Here is an 18,725-nt window from a genome sequence, read left to right on the forward strand (position 1 = left end):
GGCTCAAGACGGTATTAAGCTTTTTGAGGGGATGGTCGGCATGAACGATATTGGTCGTCTGGGTTTTGCTTGGAGACGACTTTCTCGCCAACTGTGGTCAGTCCGGCTCGCGCCGGTTCGTGGAGTGCTGGTCGGGCTTGCGGTGTTGTTGTCTTCCGCAGGTGCGCCCGATGCCGGCGAAGGTAAGGCGCCGCTTCAAGACCATCCGGAGCGGCGTGGCTTGGGTGTCAAGTTGGCGGGAAAAAGCTCGACGAATACTGAAGCGACACCTGGGCGCGACGCTGGCGCCGCTCCCACCATCGAGTGGGGACGGTCGCTTTTCGTGCGAAAGGCGGCCCTTCTGAACAAAATTTCCTTCACCGCCGTGATGGACCAACTCGTGGCGTCGAGCGGGGGCAAGATCGCCGACCGAAACGAGCTGTTCCGGAACTGGTGGAAAACGGCTGCTGGCGACGAATGCGAAGAACTGCGGCCGAAGCAGCCGAATGGTGGCCCGCCGTTTTCCTACGACTGTTCGCGAGCCGAAGGGATGCTCAAGGACAAGGATCCCTACAAGGAGTTCGGCGTTGGCAAAACTCCATTCATCATCATTGCCGCCGTGAATCGGGTCGATCTGCTGCGTGATTCGCTTGGCGGCGATTGCGGCGAGTTTCGCATCATAGCGGGAAAGCATCCGGATTGGGAAAATCCGGCTGCTCCCGATCGAATCCACGGCGAGATGCTGATCGCCTTCGAGGCAGTCATGCCCAATGGGGGGAAGCCGGAGCGCTGCATGGCAATCCAGAAGTTCTGGCTATCCCTTTCGGAAAAGCGGTTCTCGGACGAGGAAGTCGCGATTTGGCTGCGCAGGTTTTTCCTGGAGGGAATAACGCTCGCGGAGGACGGCAGCGTTGTTGACGGCGATGCGGTCGGTCCGACGACGTTTCAGCTGCCTCCGGCCATGCATGTCGACCATCTCGGCGCGTCGGAATCAAGCACCGGTCAGATCCGGACGAACTCGAAGCTACATGGGGGACAATGGGGGCTCCGTGAGTACCGTTTCGACAAGCCTTCGATGCGCCTGCTTCCCACGCGTACAACAGGTTCCCCTGAGCCCACTCTTTTTTCCAAAAATTCCCCGGACCCCGAAGCAACGAACAAGCTCGTTGAGCTAGTGGCAAAGTCTATTCGCACCGATGGTTCTGCGCCTGGTCCTCTGCTTGATCCCAACATTAACAGCTTCCATTTGTTGCCAAGCCTGCCCGAGCACCTGCTCGCGGCGGAAATGAACGCTGAAGATCGTTCACTCGGCGACTACGCGAAAATACTCGACGCTGAAGGACATCCCGACCTCATTGGTGAGATCGAAGGTGGTGCTACGAGAACTCTGACAGCGGAACAAATCCGAAAGCGGATTCAGTCCCTCTCCTGCGCGGGTTGCCATCAGTTTTCCAGAACGGGCAACGGCGGCTTCACCGACGACTTCAAACGCGAGGTCTGTTGGCAAATTTCCTTCGAGAACAAACACGTCACCACCGAATCAACGGATGGTGAGTACGAAATATCGGATGCTTTGAAGTTCGTCTTTCTACCGCATCGGGAATTTGTAATGCGGAAGTACCTGGCGGGAAAATATATAAAAGGAGTGTACTGGCCGGGAAACGATCCGAAGAAGGAAGACATGAGCAACGATGCGCAAGCAGCCTCGATCGGTCTGCCCCACTGCTAGAAAACCATCTGCTATCACGCGGAATGAATCCCGTTGGATATCTGTGCGGCTCCCCACGCATCGCGTAAGAAGCTTCGCAAAAGACTCTACTCGGTCGATCCGGTGTCCGGCAGTTCCATGTCGGTGACGACGTTCTCGCCATTCGTCACGTCATACGCGAGGACGATGTCCATGCCCGGTTTCAGCGCATCGAGATCGGTTTCGGCGTTCAGCTTGTAGGACTTGCCGTCGTCCAGCGTCAGCGTCAGCGCGTCCTTGTCGACCTTCTTGATCAGGCCTTCGGTCTGGCCGGCGAAGGCGGCGGTGGAAATCAACAGCGTGGCGGCAACAGCGCCAATCAGGATACGCATCATCGTCCTCTTTAATCATTGCCGGTACAGCGGCTCGGTCCAACGGAACGGAACTGAGCAGAAACCAATCGAATGTGTCAAAACTAAATCCGCCGGATCACAGTTTGACCACTGTGGAAAACGCCAATAGAAGGCAAGCTGCAGCGCCGCGTCCTCCTGGGCGCGCAACGAACGCTGTAGCACTTTTGATTTTTTTGCGCATGATCCTTTCCGAAAATCGCGCCGATTTTCGAGGTCATGCGCTAGGCCGGCTCCGACGCCGGCAGGGCTGGTTCCATGTCGCACAACACGTTCGGCCATCTCTTCCGCGTCACCACCTGGGGCGAAAGCCACGGGCCGGCGCTGGGCTGCGTCGTCGATGGCTGTCCGCCCGGCATCCGCTTCACTCGCGACGAGATCCAGGCCGAACTCGACAAGCGTCGCCCCGGCCAGTCACGTTTTGTGACCCAGCGTCGCGAACCTGACGAGGTCAAGGTCCTGTCCGGCTTTATTGTCGATGAGGACGGGGAGACGATGATCACCACCGGCACGCCGGTGTCGATGCTGATCGAGAATGTCGACCAGCGCTCCAAGGACTATGGCGACATCGCCCGCCAGTTCCGGCCGGGCCATGCCGACTACACTTACGAGGTCAAATACGGCCTGCGCGATTACCGCGGCGGCGGCCGCTCCTCGGCGCGTGAGACTGCGGCGCGAGTGGCGGCCGGGGCGCTTGCCCGCAAAATCGTGCCAGGCATGGTGGTGCGCGGCGCGCTGGTGTCGATGGGCGAAAGATCGATCGATCGCGCCAACTGGAACTGGAATTTCGTCGGTGACGCCGAAAACCCGTTCTTCACTCCCGATCCGGCGTCGGTCGCCGTCTTCACCAAATATCTGGACGGTATCCGCAAGGCGGGCTCCTCGGTCGGTGCGGTCATCGAGATCGTCGCCGACGGCGTGCCGGCGGGGCTTGGCGCGCCGATCTATGCCAAGCTCGACCAGGACATCGCCTCCGGCCTGATGTCTATCAACGCCGTCAAGGGCGTCGAGATCGGCAACGGTTTCGAGGCCGCCCGCATCACCGGCGAGGAGAATGCCGACGAGATGCGCATGGGCAATGACGGCAAACCGGTCTTCCTGTCCAACAATGCCGGCGGCATCCTCGGTGGCATCTCGACCGGCCAGGCGATCGTCGCGCGTTTCGCCGTCAAGCCGACCTCGTCGATCCTGACGCCGCGAAAGTCGATCGACAAGGACGGCAACGACGTCGAGATCATGACCAAGGGCCGGCACGATCCATGCGTCGGCATCCGCGCCGTGCCGATCGGCGAGGCGATGGTTGCCTGCGCCATTGCCGATCATTATCTGCGGCATCGGGGACAGACAGGGAGGGGAGTAGGGAGTAGGGAGTAGGGGGGTAGGGGAGTAGGGGAGTAGGGGAGTAGGGGAGTAGGGGAGTAGGGGAGTAGGTTATGCAGCTCCCGCGACAGCAATTTTTTCCTTTTCCCTACTCCCGTACTGCCCTACTCCCTTACTCCCCTATTCCCTGCGAGTGAAACGAGCGTCCATGCCTTACGACCAGAAGAAGATCGTTGAAGCCCTGCGCGCCTTCGAGCGCGGCGAGATCGTCGTCGTCATGGACGATGACGGGCGCGAGAACGAGGGCGACCTGATCGTCGCCGCCGTCCATTGCACGCCGGAAAAGATGGCGTTCATCGTCCGCAACACGTCAGGCATCGTCTGCACGCCGATGCCGCGCGAGGAAGCCAAGCGGCTCAACCTGTCGCCGATGGTGGCCGACAATGATTCTGCCCACACCACTGCCTTTACCGTCAGCGTCGACTTCAAGCACGGCACCACGACTGGCATTTCGGCGGACGACCGCACGCTGACGGTGCGCAATCTCGCCAATGGCAATGTCGGCGCGTCCGATTTCGTGCGCCCCGGCCACATCTTTCCGCTGATCGCGCGCGAGGGCGGCGTACTGATGCGTTCGGGCCATACCGAAGCCGCTGTCGACCTTTGCAAGCTCGCCGGCCTGCCGCCGGTCGGCGTCATTTCCGAGCTGGTCAACGATGACGGCACCGTGATGCGCGGCCCGCAGGTGCAGGCCTTCGCCGAAAAGCACGGGTTGAAGCAGATCTCGGTTGCCGACCTCATCGCCTACCGGCAACGCAAGGAAACGCTGGTCGAACGCGTCGCCTGTTCCGACATCGAGACGCCCGGCGGCAAGGCGCAGGTCTTTACCTATACGCTGCCCTGGGATTCCATGCATCACGTGGCGGTCGTCTTCGGCGATATCCGCGACGGCGTCGAGGTGCCGGTGCGCCTTCATTCCGAGGACGTGGTGAGTGACGTCTTCGGCACCAGCCACAGGCTGGACGCCATCATGAAGGCGATGGGTGAGCGCAAGCGCGGCGTCATCGTCTATCTGCGCGAAGGGTCGGTCGGCGTCGCCCATCAGGAGCGCAAGCGGCCGGCTGCCGGCGACCGCGAGGACCATGAAGAGGCGCGCCGGCGCGAGAACGAATGGCGCGAGATCGGCCTCGGCGCGCAAATCCTCAAGGATCTCGGCATTTCCTCGATCAATCTGATCGCCTCGCGCGAGCGCCATTATGTCGGCCTCGAAGGTTTTGGCATCCACATCGCCAAGACCGAGATTCTTTGACCGTTCTCACGATGCTGGTATGCGTCCGGCCCCCGCCTCGGGCCGGACGCACCGGAAGCTATTCCGCAGCGACCGCAGCAGCGTCGCAGGCTGCAATGTCGCAATCCGGCGCGGCAAGGCTGCGCTGGCCGGCAAGCACGATGACCAATGCGATTGTGCCCGACGCCACCGATACCCAGAACCCGTTCTGCGCGCCGAAAGCGTCCACCACCCAGCCGGCGGCGAATGAGCCGAGCGCCATGCCGATGCCAATACCGGTCATCACCCAGGTCACGCCTTCGGTCAGCACCGCCTCGGGCACGCGCCGCTCGATCAGACCGAATGCCGTGATGAAGGTCGGCGAGATCGCCACGCCGCTGACGAAGACGGCCAGTGCCAGCAGCGGCACGGTGTCGGCGACGAGCAGCGGCAGCGTGGTAAGCGCAATGATGGCGATTGCGATGGCAAGTTGAATTTGCAGCGGCACTTTCAGGTTCAGGGCGCCGATAATGATGCCGACGACGAACGATCCGAGCGCGTAGACGCCGATAACGAAGCTGGCGGCGCCCGGCTGGCCAAGCTCCTTGGTGATCGCCACTGTGCTCACCTCCGTGGTTGCAAAGGTCGCGCCAATGAAGATCAGCGCCAAGGTGAGGATCTGGACAGGCCGCAGGCGGATTGCCGAACCGCCCGAACCATGTTCCACCGGTCTGGCTCGCGGTTCGGTCGAACGCTGCAGGATGAAAGCCGTCGAACCGAGGGCGAGGAACAATGTGCTCGCGAGCACTCCCGCTTCCGGGAAAAGCGCGACGCTCAGCCCCACCGACAGCGATGCCCCGGCGATGTAGACCAGTTCGTCCGCCGCCGATTCAAAGGCGAACGCGGTGTTCAGCTCGGGACGGTTGCGGAAGATCTCAGTCCAGCGCGCGCGCACCATTGCCGGGATGCTGGGCATGACAGCAGCCAGCAGCGATGACACGAACAGCGTCCATATCGGCCAATGCTGATTGGCCGCCGCAATCAGGATCGCGAAAGCGAGCGTGGAAATCACGGTGGTCGGCACCACAATCCGCGTCTGGCCGAGGCGATCCACCAGTCGCGATACCTGTGGCGCGACGAAAGCGTTGGCAAGCGCATATGTCGCGGAGACAGCGCCGGCCAGCCAGTATTCGCCATCAGTCTGTGACAGCATCGCAACGATCCCGATCGGAGCCATGGCCATCGGCAGCCGGGCAACGAACCCGGCTGCGGCGAAGCCTATGGCGCCAGGCGCGCGAAAGATCTGGGTATAGGGATTTTGCATGGTCTGGCTCCTCGACAACGGACGGTCCGACGATTACATACGTAACGTATGAGTTTAAATAGATCATACGCCGCGTATGTCAATTGGCATACGAAGCGTATGTTAATAGGGCCAGAGCATGCACAGACCACGCAAGGAGATGATTGCCGAGACCCGCGCCAAGCTGATTGCCGCGGCACGCCAGGCCTTCGGGACGCTCGGCTATGCCGAAGCCTCGATGGATGATTTCACGGCATCGGCCGGGCTGACGCGCGGTGCGCTCTATCATCACTTCGGCGACAAGAAGGGCCTTCTCCAGGCGGTCATCGCCGAGATCGACGCCGAAATGTCGGCCCGGCTGAAGGTCGTTTCGGCCAAGCCGGACAATCTCTGGCAGGGCTTCGTCGACGAATGCACCGCCTATATTGAGATGGCGCTGGAGCCGGAGATCCAGCGTATTGTGCTTCGCGACGGCCCGGCGGTGCTCGGCGATCCATCGCAATGGCCAAGCCAGAGCACATGCATCCGCTCGATGACGGAGAGCCTGCAAAGACTGAGCGACGAGGGGACCATTCTTGCCATCGATCCCGAAGCCGCGGCAAGGCTGGTCAGCGGCGCCTCGTTGCATGCGGCGCAGTGGATCGCAAATTCGAACGATCCCGAAGCGACGTCGAAGAAGGCAGTGAAGGCGTTCAAGGTTCTTCTGGAAGGGCTGCTCAATCTCACCGGCAGGCTGCACCAGCCTGATCGACTATCGTCGATGCACCCCGAGATTGACCAGTCACCGGCCTGAGGTTGTTCTTTCCAGCAATCTGGCGGCTCGCGCTGGAACCAGCCGGCCCCGCCCGCTTAAACCCTGTTGAACATCACACCAGCGAGACGCTAAAACATGGCCAAAGCGTCGAGGCGCGCCTATATCGGGGCATGGTCACGAGACTTTACACCCATCCGATTTTCCTCGAGCACATAACCCCGCCCGGTCACCCGGAGCGGCCGGACCGTTTGCGCGCCATAGAGCGTGTGCTTGACGACGAGGCCTTCGCGGCGCTCGATCGCGTCCAGGCGCCGGAAGGCGACGAGGCAACCATCCTTTACGCGCATCCGCCCGAATTCGTCGAACGTGTCCGCACAGCGATACCGGACACCGGCATCGCCCGTATCGACGCCGATACCACCGCCAGCCCAAAGAGCTGGCAGGCGGCCGTGACTGCGATCGGGGCTGCCAACGCTGCTGTTGACGACGTCTTCACCGGCCGTGCCGACAATGTCTTCGTCGCCGCACGGCCGCCTGGCCATCATGCCGAAAAGACCACCTCCATGGGTTTTTGCCTGTTCAACACCGCGGCGATCGCGGCACGCTACGCGCAGAAGAACCATGGCGCCGACCGCGTTGCCGTCGTCGACTGGGATGTGCATCATGGCAACGGCACGCAGGACATCTTCTGGGACGATCCGTCCGTGCTCTATTGCTCGACGCACCAGATGCCGCTTTACCCCGGCACCGGGGCCGTGAGCGAAACCGGCGCCGGCAACATCGTCAACGCGCCGCTGGCGCCGCAGAGCGGCAGCGATGTTTTCCGCGACGCCTTTCTGTCGCGCATCCTGCCGGCGCTCGACAATTTTGTGCCCGATCTTATCATCATCTCCGCCGGTTTCGACGCCCACCACCGCGATCCGCTGGCCGAGATCAACCTGACCGAGGATGATTTCGACTGGGCGACCGGTCAGTTGCTCGAACGCGCCGGGCGCCTTAGCGGCAATCGGGTCGTCAGCCTGCTCGAGGGCGGCTACGATCTGCAGGGATTGGCATTTTCAGTCGCCGCCCATGTCGGGCGGCTGATGAAGGGATAGACGATGGCTGGTGAGATCAACGAGGACGTCAAGGCGATGAGCTTCGAGCAGGCGCTCGACGCGCTAGAGAGGATCGTCGACGATCTGGAGCGCGGCGACGTGCCGCTCGACCAGTCGATCCGCATCTACGAGCGCGGCGAGGCGCTGAAGGCCCATTGCGACCGGCTGTTGAAGGCGGCCGAGGACAAGGTCGAGAAAATCAGGCTGTCGCGTGACGGCAAGCCGGTGGGGACAGAGCCGTTGGACGCGGATTGAGGCGGCCTCGAACGACGATTGTGCTTGCCGGCTTTGGACATCACCATGATTGAGGATAAAACTCATCCCGTTTGAAACGGCTCCAGGACGAGAGGAGATTGCGAACGATGTGCAGAAACATCAAAACCCTGTTCAATTTCGATCCGCCGGCAACCAATGACGAGGTCCGCGATGCCGCACTTCAGTTTGTCCGCAAGCTGAGCGGAACGACGCGACCGTCAAAACAGAACCAGCATGCGTTCGACCATGCCGTCGAGGCCATTGCCGCCTCGGCGCGCGAATTGCTCGACAGCCTCGAGACGACGCAGCATCCGCGCAATCGCGAAGAGGTGGCGGCCAAGGCGAAGGCCAAATCTGCACTTCGCTTCGCCTGAGGGGACCGCGTGAGCTTCTTTCCCGGAAACGATCCGCAGATGGGCGATGCCTTCGCCAGCGATCAGATCGAGCTGATGGTCATTCCGAACGCCAAGGATATTGGCGGATTTCAGGTTCGCCGCGCCTTGCCGACGGCCAGGCGCCGGCTGGTCGGACCTTTCATCTTCTTCGATCGTATGGGTCCGGCAGTTCTTCGGGCCGGCCAGGCGCTCGACGTCCGTCCACATCCGCATATCGGACTGTCGACGGTGACTTACCTGTTCGACGGCAAGATCAGGCACCGTGATTCGCTCGGCACCGAGATGGTGATCCAGCCCGGCGACGTGAATCTGATGACCGCCGGCCGCGGCATCGTCCATTCGGAGCGCACGCCAGAAGAACTGCGCGGCGCGCCGATGTCGGTTTCCGGCCTGCAGACATGGTTGGCGCTGCCGGACGGCAAGGAGGAGGTCGCGCCGATCTTCGAAAACACCGCGGCGCTGCGCCTGCCCGAAATCGATGCCGAGGGGGTCAGCGGCCATATCGTCATCGGTGCGTTTTCCGGAATGCGCTCCCCGGTTGCGACCGCTTCGGACACACTGTACGCCGATCTCAGGCTGGCGCCGGGTGCCAGCGTGAAGATCCCGGCCGATGCCGAGGAGCGCGCCATCTATACGCTGGAAGGCGAGGTTTCGATATCCGGTGACCGCTTCCCGGCCGAGCGGCTGCTGGTTTTCCGGCCCGGCGATGAGATCGTTGTTTTATCGGAGAGCGGCGCCCATTTCATGCTGTTTGGCGGCGCTTCGCTCGGTTCGAAACGTTATATCTGGTGGAATTTCGTATCGTCCTCAAAGGAACGCATCGAACAGGCGAAAGAAGAATGGAAGACGGGCCGCTTCGATATCGTTCCCGGAGACGAGCAAGAGTTCATCCCGCTGCCCGAAAGCTGATGCGCGTTACCGCCACATTTACATTCGCCGGCCAGCGGCATATTTCACGATGAACAGAAAATCTGACCAGGCTCGCAAACAGTGAACGCAAAGCCCGATACGCCGCTTCTCGACAAGGTCCGCGTCCCGGCCGATTTGCGCACGCTTGCCGAAGGCGACCTGCCGCAGCTGGCTTCCGAGCTTCGCGCCGAACTGATCGACGTCGTCTCCCACACCGGCGGGCATCTCGGCGCCGGCCTTGGCGTGGTCGAGTTGACCGTCGCGCTGCACTACGTCTTCAACACGCCGGACGATCGGCTGATCTGGGACGTCGGCCACCAGGCCTATCCGCACAAGATCCTGACCGGCCGCCGCGACCGCATCCGCACGCTGCGGCAGGAGGGGGGGCTGTCCGGTTTCACCCGTCGCGTCGAGAGCGAATACGATCCGTTCGGCGCAGCCCACTCCTCGACCTCGATTTCAGCCGGCCTCGGCATGGCGATGGCGCGCGATCTGTCCGATGGCCGCAACAATGTCATTGCCGTCATCGGCGACGGCGCCATGTCGGCCGGCATGGCTTATGAGGCGATGAACAATGCCGGCGCACTCGATGCCCGGCTAATCGTCATCTTGAACGACAACGATATGTCGATCGCTCCACCGACCGGCGCAATGAGCGCCTATCTGGCCCGTCTGGCGTCTGGCAAGACCTATCTGGGGTTGCGCGATTTCGGCAAGAAGCTGACGTCCTATCTCGGCGAGCGCGCCGATCGCGCCATCAAGCGGGCGGTCGAGCACGCGCGCGGCTACGTCACCGGCGGCACGCTGTTCGAGGAAATGGGTTTCTACCACATCGGCCCAATCGACGGCCACAACCTCGAGCACCTGATCCCGGTGCTGAAGAACGTCCGCGACAATGCCGACGGCCCGGTGCTGATCCACGTCGTGACCCAGAAGGGCAAGGGCTACGCCCCGGCCGAGGCGGCCGCCGACAAATATCACGGCGTCAACAAATTCGACGTCATTACCGGCGCCCAGGCCAAGGCGCCCGCCAACGCGCCGAGCTACACCAAGGTGTTTGCCGACAGTCTGATCCAGGAGGCCCGAGAGGACGACCGCATCGTCGCCATCACCGCCGCCATGCCGAACGGCACCGGGCTTGACCTCTTCGGCGAAGCGTTTCCGGCGAGGACCTTCGATGTCGGCATTGCCGAGCAGCATGCGGTGACCTTCGCCGCCGGCCTTGCCACGGAAGGCTTCAAGCCTTTCGCGGCGATCTACTCGACCTTCCTGCAGCGCGCCTACGACCAGGTCGTCCACGACGTGGCGATCCAGAAATTGCCGGTGCGCTTTCCGATCGACCGCGCCGGCTTCGTCGGCGCCGATGGTGCCACCCATTGCGGCGCTTTCGACACCACCTTCCTGGCGACGCTGCCCGGTTTCGTCGTCATGGCGGCGGCCGATGAGGCCGAGCTGCGCCACATGGTACGCACCGCTGCAAGCTACGATGACGGCCCGATCGCCTTCCGCTATCCGCGCGGCAACGGCGTTGGCGTCGAGATGCCGCAGCGCGGCTCGGTATTGGAGATCGGCAAGGGCCGGATCGTCAGGGAAGGCACCAAGGTTGCGCTGCTTTCCTTCGGCACCAGGCTGCAGGATTGCCTGGCCGCGGCCGAGGAGCTTGGCGCGGCGGGGCTTTCGACCACGGTCGCCGATGCCCGTTTTGCCAAGCCGCTCGACGAGGATCTGATCCGGCGGCTGGCCCGTTCGCACGAGATACTGGTGACGGTGGAAGAGGGCGCGGTCGGCGGCTTCGCCAGCCATGTGCTGCAGTTCCTGGCCCACGAAGGGCTGCTGGAGAGCGGCCTGAAGGTGCGCCCGCTGGTGCTGCCCGACACTTTCGTCGACCATGCCAAGCCGGAAAAGATGTATGCCGATGCCGGGCTGGACAGCGCCGGCATCGTGCGCACAGTGTTCGTGGCGTTGGGGCATACCGCGCAGGCCCAGCGCGCCTAGTTGTTTCCGCGTTTCTGCAACGCCAAAAGATTCTGCTTGGCTGCAAATGCCAGTCTGAATCAAAATCTCAACTGCTTGAATCAAATTACCGGCGAACAGTCGTAAGATACTGTTTACGCTGCCATTTGGCGATTTGCTTGCCGTGTCCTTTGGCCGTTTTTCAACGCCGCCCTGCTAGAAAGCGACCGGCAGGGGAAAGAAGACCAATGAGATCGCTTTTGGGCGGCATCGCGCTAACGGCCATCTTCGCCGCGTCGGCCGTGGCCGAAACGCGCTACGACCGCAAACTCGAAGAGGCGGTGATGGGCGTCGTCGCCGGCAAGATCGGCCAAATCCGTGGCGGCTTCTCCTACAAGGAGGCGCCGCAATTCGTCGTCGTGCCAGATACCTTGCCGAAGGCGTCCATTTCCGTTGACCGGCCGCGCCCGCAGGTGTCCGGCGACAGCAGCGACGGTCTGACGCCGGCCGTTGAACGGCGGGTTTCGCGGACCATATTCTAGAAACTAGAACCACATATCCCGCACACAGCGACCATCCCTCGGCAAATCCTCGAATGTGTCGAGACCGTCGAAATGATCGATCGGGAGGTCGGCGACAGCCTCCGGCGGCGCAAGCCTCATATTGACGGCGATGCGGTGGCGACCGGCGGTATCGGCACGCAATCCGCGCCAGGCCAGGACGCAAGCGCACGTTGGACAGAAGAGAATCTCAAGCGAAGGGTGAGCCCTTCCAACGCGCGTATAGGCACTCACGGGCCCCGCAAGGCGGATGCGTTCGTCGACATAGTCATACGCCCAGAGCGTGCCGTAGCGACGGCAAAGCGTACAGTTGCAGGCAGTGATCGAACCGGGATCGCCCTCCAGGGTCCAGTGGGCTGCGCCGCAGTGGCAGGTTCCCGTCAGCATGTTCCTCCTCCACGTTTCGACGGCTAAACGGCATCTCTTCTTAGCATTGCGTCGGGTGTCGTGCGAGGTTCGACAAACAGCGGAGCGGCTGATGAGTTCACCCGCTTTTCCAACTATGCCTTGTCTCATCGCCAATATCCTTGCCATCATCGTTGGCATTCGCCATGAAGGCCGATGACTTCCCTTCCGCCAGCCAGCATTCGCCAGCGGCTCGACGAATTACTCGTCCAGCGCGGCCTGTTTGCCAGCCGCTCGCGTGCTCGCGATGCGGTGGCGCGCGGCACCGTGACGGTCGACGGCATCGTCGCCCACAAGCCGGGCCAGGCCGTTCTGCCTGAGTGCAACATCGTCGTTGACGATCCGGCGCAAGGTTACGTCTCGCGCGCCGCACTGAAGCTGAAGGCTGGTCTCGACCATTTCGGCCTCAACCCCACCGGTAGCGAAGCGCTCGATGTCGGCGCCTCGACCGGCGGCTTCACGCAGGTACTTCTCGAACGCGGCGCGGCGCATGTCACGGCGATCGATGTCGGGCACGGCCAGATCCACTCCGACATTGCCGGCGATCCGCGCGTGACGGTGATTGAAGGCCTGAATGCGCGCGAACTGTCGGCCGCCGATCTCGGCGGCCGTGTGCCGGATTTCATCGTCTCGGATGTCAGCTTCATATCGCTGAAACTGGCGCTGCCGCCGGCGCTTGCCTTGGCCAGGAACGGCGCAAAAGCCGTGTTTCTGGTCAAGCCGCAATTCGAGGCCGGCCGCGAGGCGATCGGCAAGGGCGGCCTGCTGAAGGACCCCTATGATGCGGCGCGCATTGCCGGCCTGATGCAGGACTGGCTCGATGCCATTCCCGGCTGGCGCTCGTTGGGACTTCATCTGTCGCCGATAGAGGGCGGCGACGGCAACCGCGAGTTCCTGCTCGGCGGCATCAAGGCCGTCGCGACCAAGCCTGCCAAGATCGGGCGGGCCGGGATTGAGAAGCGATGACCACGCGTTTCACAATCGCAAAATTGGGCTCGCAGGGCGACGGCATCGCCGAGACCGAGACCGGCGAGGTTTTCATTCCGTTTACGCTGCCGGGAGAGGTCGTCACCGCCGGGCGGGAGAAAGATCGCGCTACCTTGATGTCGGTGCTTGAGGCCTCGCCGCTGCGAGTCGATCCGCCGTGCCGCCATTTCGGCGAATGCGGCGGCTGCGCCGTCCAGCATCTCGAGACTGAAGCCTATCACCAATGGAAGCGCGAAAGGGTCGTGCAAGCGCTGAAGAGCAAGGGCATCGCCTGCGATGTCGGCCCGCTGGTGCCGTGCGCGCCGCACACGCGCCGCCGCGTCGTCTTCACTGCCCGGCGGAGCGAGGCGGGAATGCAGTTCGGCTTCGTTCGCGCGCTGTCGTCCGAAATCATCTCCATCGAGGAATGCCCGATCTCGCTGCCGCAGATCGTCGCTGCGCTCGACCGTTTGAGGATGCTTGCCGGACTGATCTGCACCACGACCAAATCGTTCCACATGGCGGTGACGGTGACCGGTTCCGGCCTCGATGTCGCGGTTCACGATTCCGGTAAGCTCGGCGAGAACCAGCGCCGCGTCGCCTCGAACTTTGTCATTGCCGAGAGGCTAGCCAGGCTGTCGGTCGACGGCGAGATCATTATCGAACCAAAGAAACCGGTCGTCCTGTTTGGTGGCGTCGCTGTCGCAGTGCCGCCGGGCGCTTTCCTGCAGGCGACCGAGGCCGCCGAAGAAGCGATGGCCGACATTGTCGGCCAGCATCTCGCGCGCGCCAAAAAGGTCGCCGATCTCTTCGCCGGCTGCGGAAGCTTCGCACTGCGTCTGGCCTCAAGATCGGAGGTTCATGCGGTGGAAGGCGATGCGGCAGCACTCTCGGCGCTTGACCGGGCCTTCCGTTTCGCCAGCGGCCTGAAGCGGGTGACCGGCGAACGTCGCGACCTGTTCCGGCGGCCGCTCACATTCAAGGAGTTGAATGCCTTTGACGGCGTAGTCTTCGACCCGCCCCGCGCCGGCGCCGAGGACCAGTCGAAGCAGATCGCGCGCTCCGACGTGCCGCTCGTCGCCGCGGTGTCCTGCAATCCGGTGACGCTGGCGCGGGATCTTCGCATCCTCCTCGATGGCGGTTACGCCTTGAAGAGCGTAATCCCGATCGACCAGTTCCTGTGGTCGCCGCATGTCGAGGCCGTCGCGCTGTTGGAGAAGCCGAGACGAAGGCGCTAGCAGCTAGGGCTTGAAATGCGCACCAAAAAAGCACATTTTGAGTGTACGTCGTTCAAACTGGGCTAGGAAATTGCCATGAGCACCGCAGCCTTTGAAAATTCGGCATCGCGCTTCGGCGAGGAGCGGGCGCCGTTTCTCTCGCCGAGGCGGGTAGCCGCACTGCTAGGGGTCAATATGACTGAACTGGCCGGCCTGACCGGTCTCGCGCGCAACACGCTTGCCGCCAAGTCCGGTGCGCGCAAGGTCGACGCCGCATTGAGTCCCATCGTCCGCATCCTGGCGATGGCCGGCGAGATGGCCGGTGATGAACAGCGTGCCGCGATCTGGTTCAAACATCAGCCGATCCCCGGCTGGGCGGGAAAGACCGCCTACGATCTCGTTCGCGAAGGCAAGACTGACAAGGTGCTTGCCTATCTGGAGGCAGTCCGCTCCGGCATCTATGCCTGAACCCAGGCTGACTCTATGGCGCGCTTTTGTGCCGCGCTGGGCCCATCTGCCGCTTTCCGGTGAGGGCGCGGCCCGCTTCGGCGGCCGCTGGAATCCGATTGGCACGCCGGCGATCTACGCCGCCCGGGAACTGTCCACGGCTTGGGCCGAGTACAATCAGGGTTTTGTCCAGCACCCGGCGCTGATTGCACAATTGAAACTGTCAGGCGCCCGGCTGGCCGACCTGACAGAGGCTGATACGCTGTCGAAGCTCGGTGTAACGGCCGACATTCACCGGTGCGAATGGCGTGACATCGTGGATGGAGGCTTTGTGCCCGAGACGCACCAACTGAGAGACCGCTTGCTTGGCGACGGGCTGCACGGCGTGATCTACCCGTCCTTCATGTCGCCTGGCGGCACATGCGTCGCGCTGTGGCGCTGGAACGAAAACGATGCTCCGGATCTTGAAATCATCGATCCCGACCATCGCCTGCCGAAAACAGCGGCATCATGGCTTTAGGGCAGTTCGAGCTGCGGCGGGCACACCCGCCTCCATCTCTTCCAACGTCTTCGGCTTGCCTATGTGGAGCAGGGATCCAAATACGTCCTATGGCCGTGTTAAAGGCAAGACTGGAACAGGCAGTGCGACTTGATCGTCGGTCGAACTGGTGACTTCTAGCTTTTCTCCGGCAGCGATCACAGTTTCCTCTCCCGACATAACAAAGATGCTGATCGCGCGCTGAATTCAAGGCTGCATAGCCAGACGGTGCTAGCCTGCGCCTGAAAGGACGCGCTCGACGAAGGCGGGCACCACTTGTGTCGCCGGCCCTTCCATCTGCTCGTCGAAACGGGAGGCCCAGCCGGCGCATTTCAGATTGAGTTCGGCTGTTACGGCTCCGGCCGCGCGTGCCTCCTCCACGAAACCTGCTGCCGGGTAGACACTCCCGCTGGTGCCGATGGCCACGAATAGGTCGCAGCGCGTCAGCGCCTCGCCGACCTCCTCCATGCGGTAAGGCATTTCGCCGAACCAGACCACGTCAGGCCTCAATTGACCTTTTGCGCCACACGCTGGACAGGCCGAATGGGCAGCGATGTCGTCGGCCCAGGTGCTGCTTTGCCCGCAGCTCAGGCAAAGGGCATGGCCCAGTTCTCCATGCATATGGATCAGTTTGCGCGAACCGGCGCGCTCATGCAGGTCGTCGATATTCTGCGTGACGACGAGGACGTCGCCTGGGAATTTCTGCTCGAGCTTGGCCAGCGCGGCGTGCGCCGCATTCGGCTCGACGCTGCCCATCTGCCGCCGGCGCATATTGTAGAAATCCTGCACCTTTACGGGGTCGCGCGCAAAACCTTGCGGCGTGGCCACGTCCTGCAGGTCGTATTTCGCCCAGACCCCGTCGGGATCCCGGAACGTGGCGACGCCCGATTCCGCCGAAATGCCGGCGCCTGTCAGGATGACGATTTTGGCTTTGGACATGGTCGAAGACACCGGCATCCGGAAACATCATTTGGAAGGCGATGTTACCGGAAGGCGGCAGCCGCATCAAACCCTGGTGCCGCCGACCGTCATCTGGTTCATCCTGAGATGCGGCTGGCCGACGCCGACCGGCACGCCCTGTCCGGCCTTGCCGCACATGCCGATGCCGGTGTCGAGCTTCATGTCGTTGCCGACCATCGAAACCCGATGCATGGCATCCGGCCCATTGCCGATCAGCATGGCGCCCTTGATCGGTTGCGTCACCTTGCCGTTCTCGATCATGTAGGCCTCGGTGCAGCCGAACACGAACTTGCCCGAAGTGATGTCGACCTGGCCGCCACCGAACGACACGGCATAGATGCCGTTCTTGACCGAGGCTATGATTTCCTCCGGCTCCATGTCGCCTGCCGTCATGTAGGTGTTGGTCATGCGCGGCATCGGCTCATGCGCGTAACCTTGGCGCCGCCCGTTGCCGGTGGCCTTCATGCCCATCAGCCGTGCATTCTGGCGGTCCTGCATGTAGCCGACCAGCTTGCCATCATCGATCAGCACGTTATGGGCCGAAGGCGTGCCTTCGTCGTCGACGGTCAGCGAACCTCGCCGCTCGGGCATGGTGCCGTCGTCAACGACGGTGACGCCTTTCGCCGCCACCTGCTGGCCAAGCAGGCCGGCAAAGGCCGACGTCTTTTTGCGGTTGAAATCGCCTTCCAGCCCGTGGCCGACGGCCTCGTGCAACATGACGCCGGGCCAGCCGCTCGACAGCACGATGTCGAAAGTGCCGGCAGGTGCTGGAACCGCTTCGAGATTGACGAGCGCCTGCCGCAGTGCCTCCTTGGCCGCGTGCCGCCAGCTGTCCTCGACCAGGAATTCGCCAAAATCCTTGCGGCCTCCCATGCCGTAGGAGCCGCTCTCCTGGCGGTCGCCGTCGCCGACCACCACCGATACGTTGATCCTGACCAGCGGGCGGATGTCGCGGACCATCTGGCCATCGGCGCGCACGATCTCGACATGCTGCCAGGAGGCGGCGAGCGACGCCGTCACCTGCCTGACGCGCGGATCTTCGGCCCGCAGCCATGCATCGATTTCCTGAAGCAACTTGGCCTTGGTCTCGAAGGAAGGCGAGGGGATCGGGTTTCCGTCGCCGTAGAGATGGCGGTTGGTGCGGACGGGCGCTGCGGCAAGCGTGCCGGAATAGCCGCTCTTCACCGTCGAAACGGCATCGGCGGCGCGCCGCAGCGAGGCTTCGGAGAGATCACTGGAATGGGCGTAGCCGCTGGCCTCGCCAGCGACGGCGCGCAGGCCGAAACCCTGGTCGGTGTTGAAATTCGCGGTCTTCAGCTTGCCATTGTCGAACATCAGCGCTTCGCTTTCGCTGTATTCGAGAAACAGTTCGCCGTCGTCGGCGCCGTTGATGGTCTCGGCGACGATCTGCTTGATGCGATCGTCGGAAATGTCGAATTGGCCGATCAGGCTGTTCATGGCAGGTCCATTCGCAGGAGGATTGTTTCCCACGATGTAGGCGCGAAGGCCTGCACAGACAATCTGAAATGAGATTTGCCGTGACCGCGGCCGGTCAACAATCACTGGATCGTGCTACAAGACCGCGTTCAAGGCAGGGCGGCGAAGCCGTCGGCAAAACCCTTGAGGTCGACGGGAATGCCGATGCCTTCTTCGGGCGTCTGGAAGACGATAAAGGTCGCCGACGTACCGGTCTTCAGCGTGTCGAGCAGCGGCTTTTCCAGGATGACCTCGGCATAGCAGCCGTCCTGGAAACAGCGCACGAAATAGGCGCGGCCGATATCCTTGCCGTCGACATTGAGGCCGAGGCCGTTGGGCAACAGCACGCCGAGCGGCGCCAGCACACGAAGGATTTCGGCCTTGTTGTCGGCTGTACGCAGCACGACAACGGAAAGACCCATTTCCGGGCGGTCCTCGGCGACGACGTTCTGCATCATCACGCATTGTTCGGACGTAGCACCGGCCGGCGTATCGCAGATGATCGACCACGCCCCATGCGTCGACTTCACCGTGCCGCTTGGCTGCGCGGCATTGGCCAGGCCGCCGCCTGACAAGGCTATTGCGGCGGCAACAAGGATGACCTCCGCCAAGGTTCTCGAAAGCCACGCGTTCATGACGGCTCCATTGCGAATCACGGCACTTTAAGCCGCACTAAACCCAAGTAAAGGACGAGACCCCCGCGGTCTGCCCCGACATAGGCGACAATGCGCTTTTCCGTGCCAATTTCGCCCTAATTGCGACGGTTTCGCGCGCCGCGCGGCTCATTCTGCCGGGATGCCGCTCCGGTGATTCGCGACGAGCGGTCA

Annotated in this window: 20 protein-coding genes; 14 read left to right on the forward strand and 6 right to left on the reverse strand. The window is 62.5% G+C overall.

Translation table 11 applies throughout. From position 1 onward, the window contains the following. The first annotated feature begins 40 nt into the window (after positions 1–40). Positions 41–1,708, forward strand: a complete 1,668-nt coding sequence (locus tag NKJ93_RS11010) for a hypothetical protein (protein WP_352589003.1) — start codon at positions 41–43, stop codon at positions 1,706–1,708. An 86-nt stretch (positions 1,709–1,794) separates the two neighbouring features. Here the strand turns inward: NKJ93_RS11010 and NKJ93_RS11015 are convergent, their stop codons facing one another. Continuing rightward, positions 1,795–2,058 (reverse strand): DUF1344 domain-containing protein, encoded by a 264-nt coding sequence (locus NKJ93_RS11015; protein WP_023716902.1) that lies wholly within the window; start codon positions 2,056–2,058, stop codon positions 1,795–1,797. 276 nt (positions 2,059–2,334) lie between these two features. Here NKJ93_RS11015 and aroC point away from each other — a divergent pair, with 276 nt between their 5' ends. Continuing rightward, positions 2,335–3,450, forward strand: a complete 1,116-nt coding sequence (aroC, locus tag NKJ93_RS11020; RefSeq protein ID WP_352589006.1) for a chorismate synthase — start codon at positions 2,335–2,337, stop codon at positions 3,448–3,450. A gap of 154 nt (positions 3,451–3,604) precedes the next feature. Beyond that, the gene (ribB, locus tag NKJ93_RS11025) at positions 3,605–4,705 is read left to right on the forward strand and encodes a 3,4-dihydroxy-2-butanone-4-phosphate synthase (protein ID WP_023716904.1); all 1,101 of its coding nucleotides are present in this window, start codon (positions 3,605–3,607) and stop codon (positions 4,703–4,705) included. A gap of 58 nt (positions 4,706–4,763) precedes the next feature. On the opposite strand, the gene NKJ93_RS11030 is transcribed toward ribB, so the two are convergent. After that, positions 4,764–5,987, reverse strand: coding sequence for an MFS transporter (locus NKJ93_RS11030; RefSeq protein ID WP_352483719.1), 1,224 nt, complete (start codon positions 5,985–5,987; stop codon positions 4,764–4,766). 118 nt (positions 5,988–6,105) lie between these two features. Here NKJ93_RS11030 and NKJ93_RS11035 point away from each other — a divergent pair, with 118 nt between their 5' ends. The 7 genes from NKJ93_RS11035 (at position 6,106) to NKJ93_RS11065 (ending at position 11,871) form a co-directional block, all read left to right on the forward strand. Continuing rightward, positions 6,106–6,759, forward strand: a complete 654-nt coding sequence (locus tag NKJ93_RS11035; protein WP_352483718.1) for a TetR/AcrR family transcriptional regulator — start codon at positions 6,106–6,108, stop codon at positions 6,757–6,759. Between the two features lie 131 nt (positions 6,760–6,890). Continuing rightward, a complete protein-coding gene (locus NKJ93_RS11040; protein WP_352483717.1) occupies positions 6,891–7,817 on the forward strand; it encodes a histone deacetylase family protein in 927 nt (308 codons plus the stop codon). Positions 7,818–7,820: 3 nt separating this feature from the next. Next, positions 7,821–8,072 carry an exodeoxyribonuclease VII small subunit gene (locus NKJ93_RS11045; RefSeq protein WP_023716907.1) on the forward strand — a complete coding sequence of 84 codons (252 nt, stop codon included), beginning with the start codon at positions 7,821–7,823 and terminating at the stop codon, positions 8,070–8,072. Positions 8,073–8,179: 107 nt separating this feature from the next. Then, positions 8,180–8,446, forward strand: coding sequence for a DUF2277 domain-containing protein (locus NKJ93_RS11050; protein WP_023716908.1), 267 nt, complete (start codon positions 8,180–8,182; stop codon positions 8,444–8,446). A 9-nt stretch (positions 8,447–8,455) separates the two neighbouring features. After that, positions 8,456–9,376, forward strand: a complete 921-nt coding sequence (locus NKJ93_RS11055; RefSeq protein ID WP_352483716.1) for a pirin family protein — start codon at positions 8,456–8,458, stop codon at positions 9,374–9,376. A gap of 81 nt (positions 9,377–9,457) precedes the next feature. Beyond that, positions 9,458–11,371: a 1-deoxy-D-xylulose-5-phosphate synthase gene (gene dxs, locus NKJ93_RS11060; RefSeq protein ID WP_023716910.1), complete on the forward strand. Its 1,914-nt coding sequence runs from the start codon at positions 9,458–9,460 to the stop codon at positions 11,369–11,371. 206 nt (positions 11,372–11,577) lie between these two features. Further along, complete coding sequence (locus NKJ93_RS11065) at positions 11,578–11,871, forward strand: hypothetical protein (RefSeq protein WP_352589009.1); 294 nt, start codon at positions 11,578–11,580, stop codon at positions 11,869–11,871. A 3-nt stretch (positions 11,872–11,874) separates the two neighbouring features. On the opposite strand, the gene NKJ93_RS11070 is transcribed toward NKJ93_RS11065, so the two are convergent. Continuing rightward, the gene (locus NKJ93_RS11070) at positions 11,875–12,276 is read right to left on the reverse strand and encodes a GFA family protein (protein WP_352494381.1); all 402 of its coding nucleotides are present in this window, start codon (positions 12,274–12,276) and stop codon (positions 11,875–11,877) included. Between the two features lie 174 nt (positions 12,277–12,450). Between NKJ93_RS11070 and NKJ93_RS11075 the strand changes: the two genes are divergently transcribed. The 4 genes from NKJ93_RS11075 (at position 12,451) to NKJ93_RS11090 (ending at position 15,444) form a co-directional block, all read left to right on the forward strand. After that, complete coding sequence (locus NKJ93_RS11075) at positions 12,451–13,260, forward strand: TlyA family RNA methyltransferase (protein WP_023716912.1); 810 nt, start codon at positions 12,451–12,453, stop codon at positions 13,258–13,260. Beyond that, positions 13,257–14,498 (forward strand): class I SAM-dependent RNA methyltransferase, encoded by a 1,242-nt coding sequence (locus tag NKJ93_RS11080; RefSeq protein ID WP_352589012.1) that lies wholly within the window; start codon positions 13,257–13,259, stop codon positions 14,496–14,498. The genes NKJ93_RS11075 and NKJ93_RS11080 overlap by 4 nt, the downstream gene beginning before the upstream one ends. A gap of 75 nt (positions 14,499–14,573) precedes the next feature. Continuing rightward, entirely contained in the window at positions 14,574–14,945 is a 372-nt protein-coding gene (locus NKJ93_RS11085) for an antitoxin Xre/MbcA/ParS toxin-binding domain-containing protein (protein WP_023716914.1), read from the forward strand. Next, on the forward strand, positions 14,911–15,444 hold the full coding sequence (locus tag NKJ93_RS11090; protein ID WP_502895932.1) for an RES family NAD+ phosphorylase: 534 nt from the start codon (positions 14,911–14,913) through the stop codon (positions 15,442–15,444). Before NKJ93_RS11085 ends, NKJ93_RS11090 begins: the two co-directional genes overlap by 35 nt. 249 nt (positions 15,445–15,693) lie before the next feature. On the opposite strand, the gene NKJ93_RS11095 is transcribed toward NKJ93_RS11090, so the two are convergent. The 3 genes from NKJ93_RS11095 to NKJ93_RS11105 form a co-directional block, all read right to left on the reverse strand. Beyond that, positions 15,694–16,401 carry an NAD-dependent deacylase gene (locus NKJ93_RS11095; RefSeq protein WP_023716916.1) on the reverse strand — a complete coding sequence of 236 codons (708 nt, stop codon included), beginning with the start codon at positions 16,399–16,401 and terminating at the stop codon, positions 15,694–15,696. Positions 16,402–16,467: 66 nt separating this feature from the next. Then, positions 16,468–17,880 carry a metalloprotease TldD gene (gene tldD, locus NKJ93_RS11100; protein ID WP_023716917.1) on the reverse strand — a complete coding sequence of 471 codons (1,413 nt, stop codon included), beginning with the start codon at positions 17,878–17,880 and terminating at the stop codon, positions 16,468–16,470. 128 nt (positions 17,881–18,008) lie between these two features. Further along, positions 18,009–18,533, reverse strand: coding sequence for an invasion associated locus B family protein (locus NKJ93_RS11105; protein WP_023716918.1), 525 nt, complete (start codon positions 18,531–18,533; stop codon positions 18,009–18,011). Positions 18,534–18,725: the final 192 nt, after the last annotated feature.

Source organism: Mesorhizobium sp. M0028 (assembly GCF_040323855.1).
Classification (GTDB): Bacteria; Pseudomonadota; Alphaproteobacteria; order Rhizobiales; family Rhizobiaceae; genus Mesorhizobium.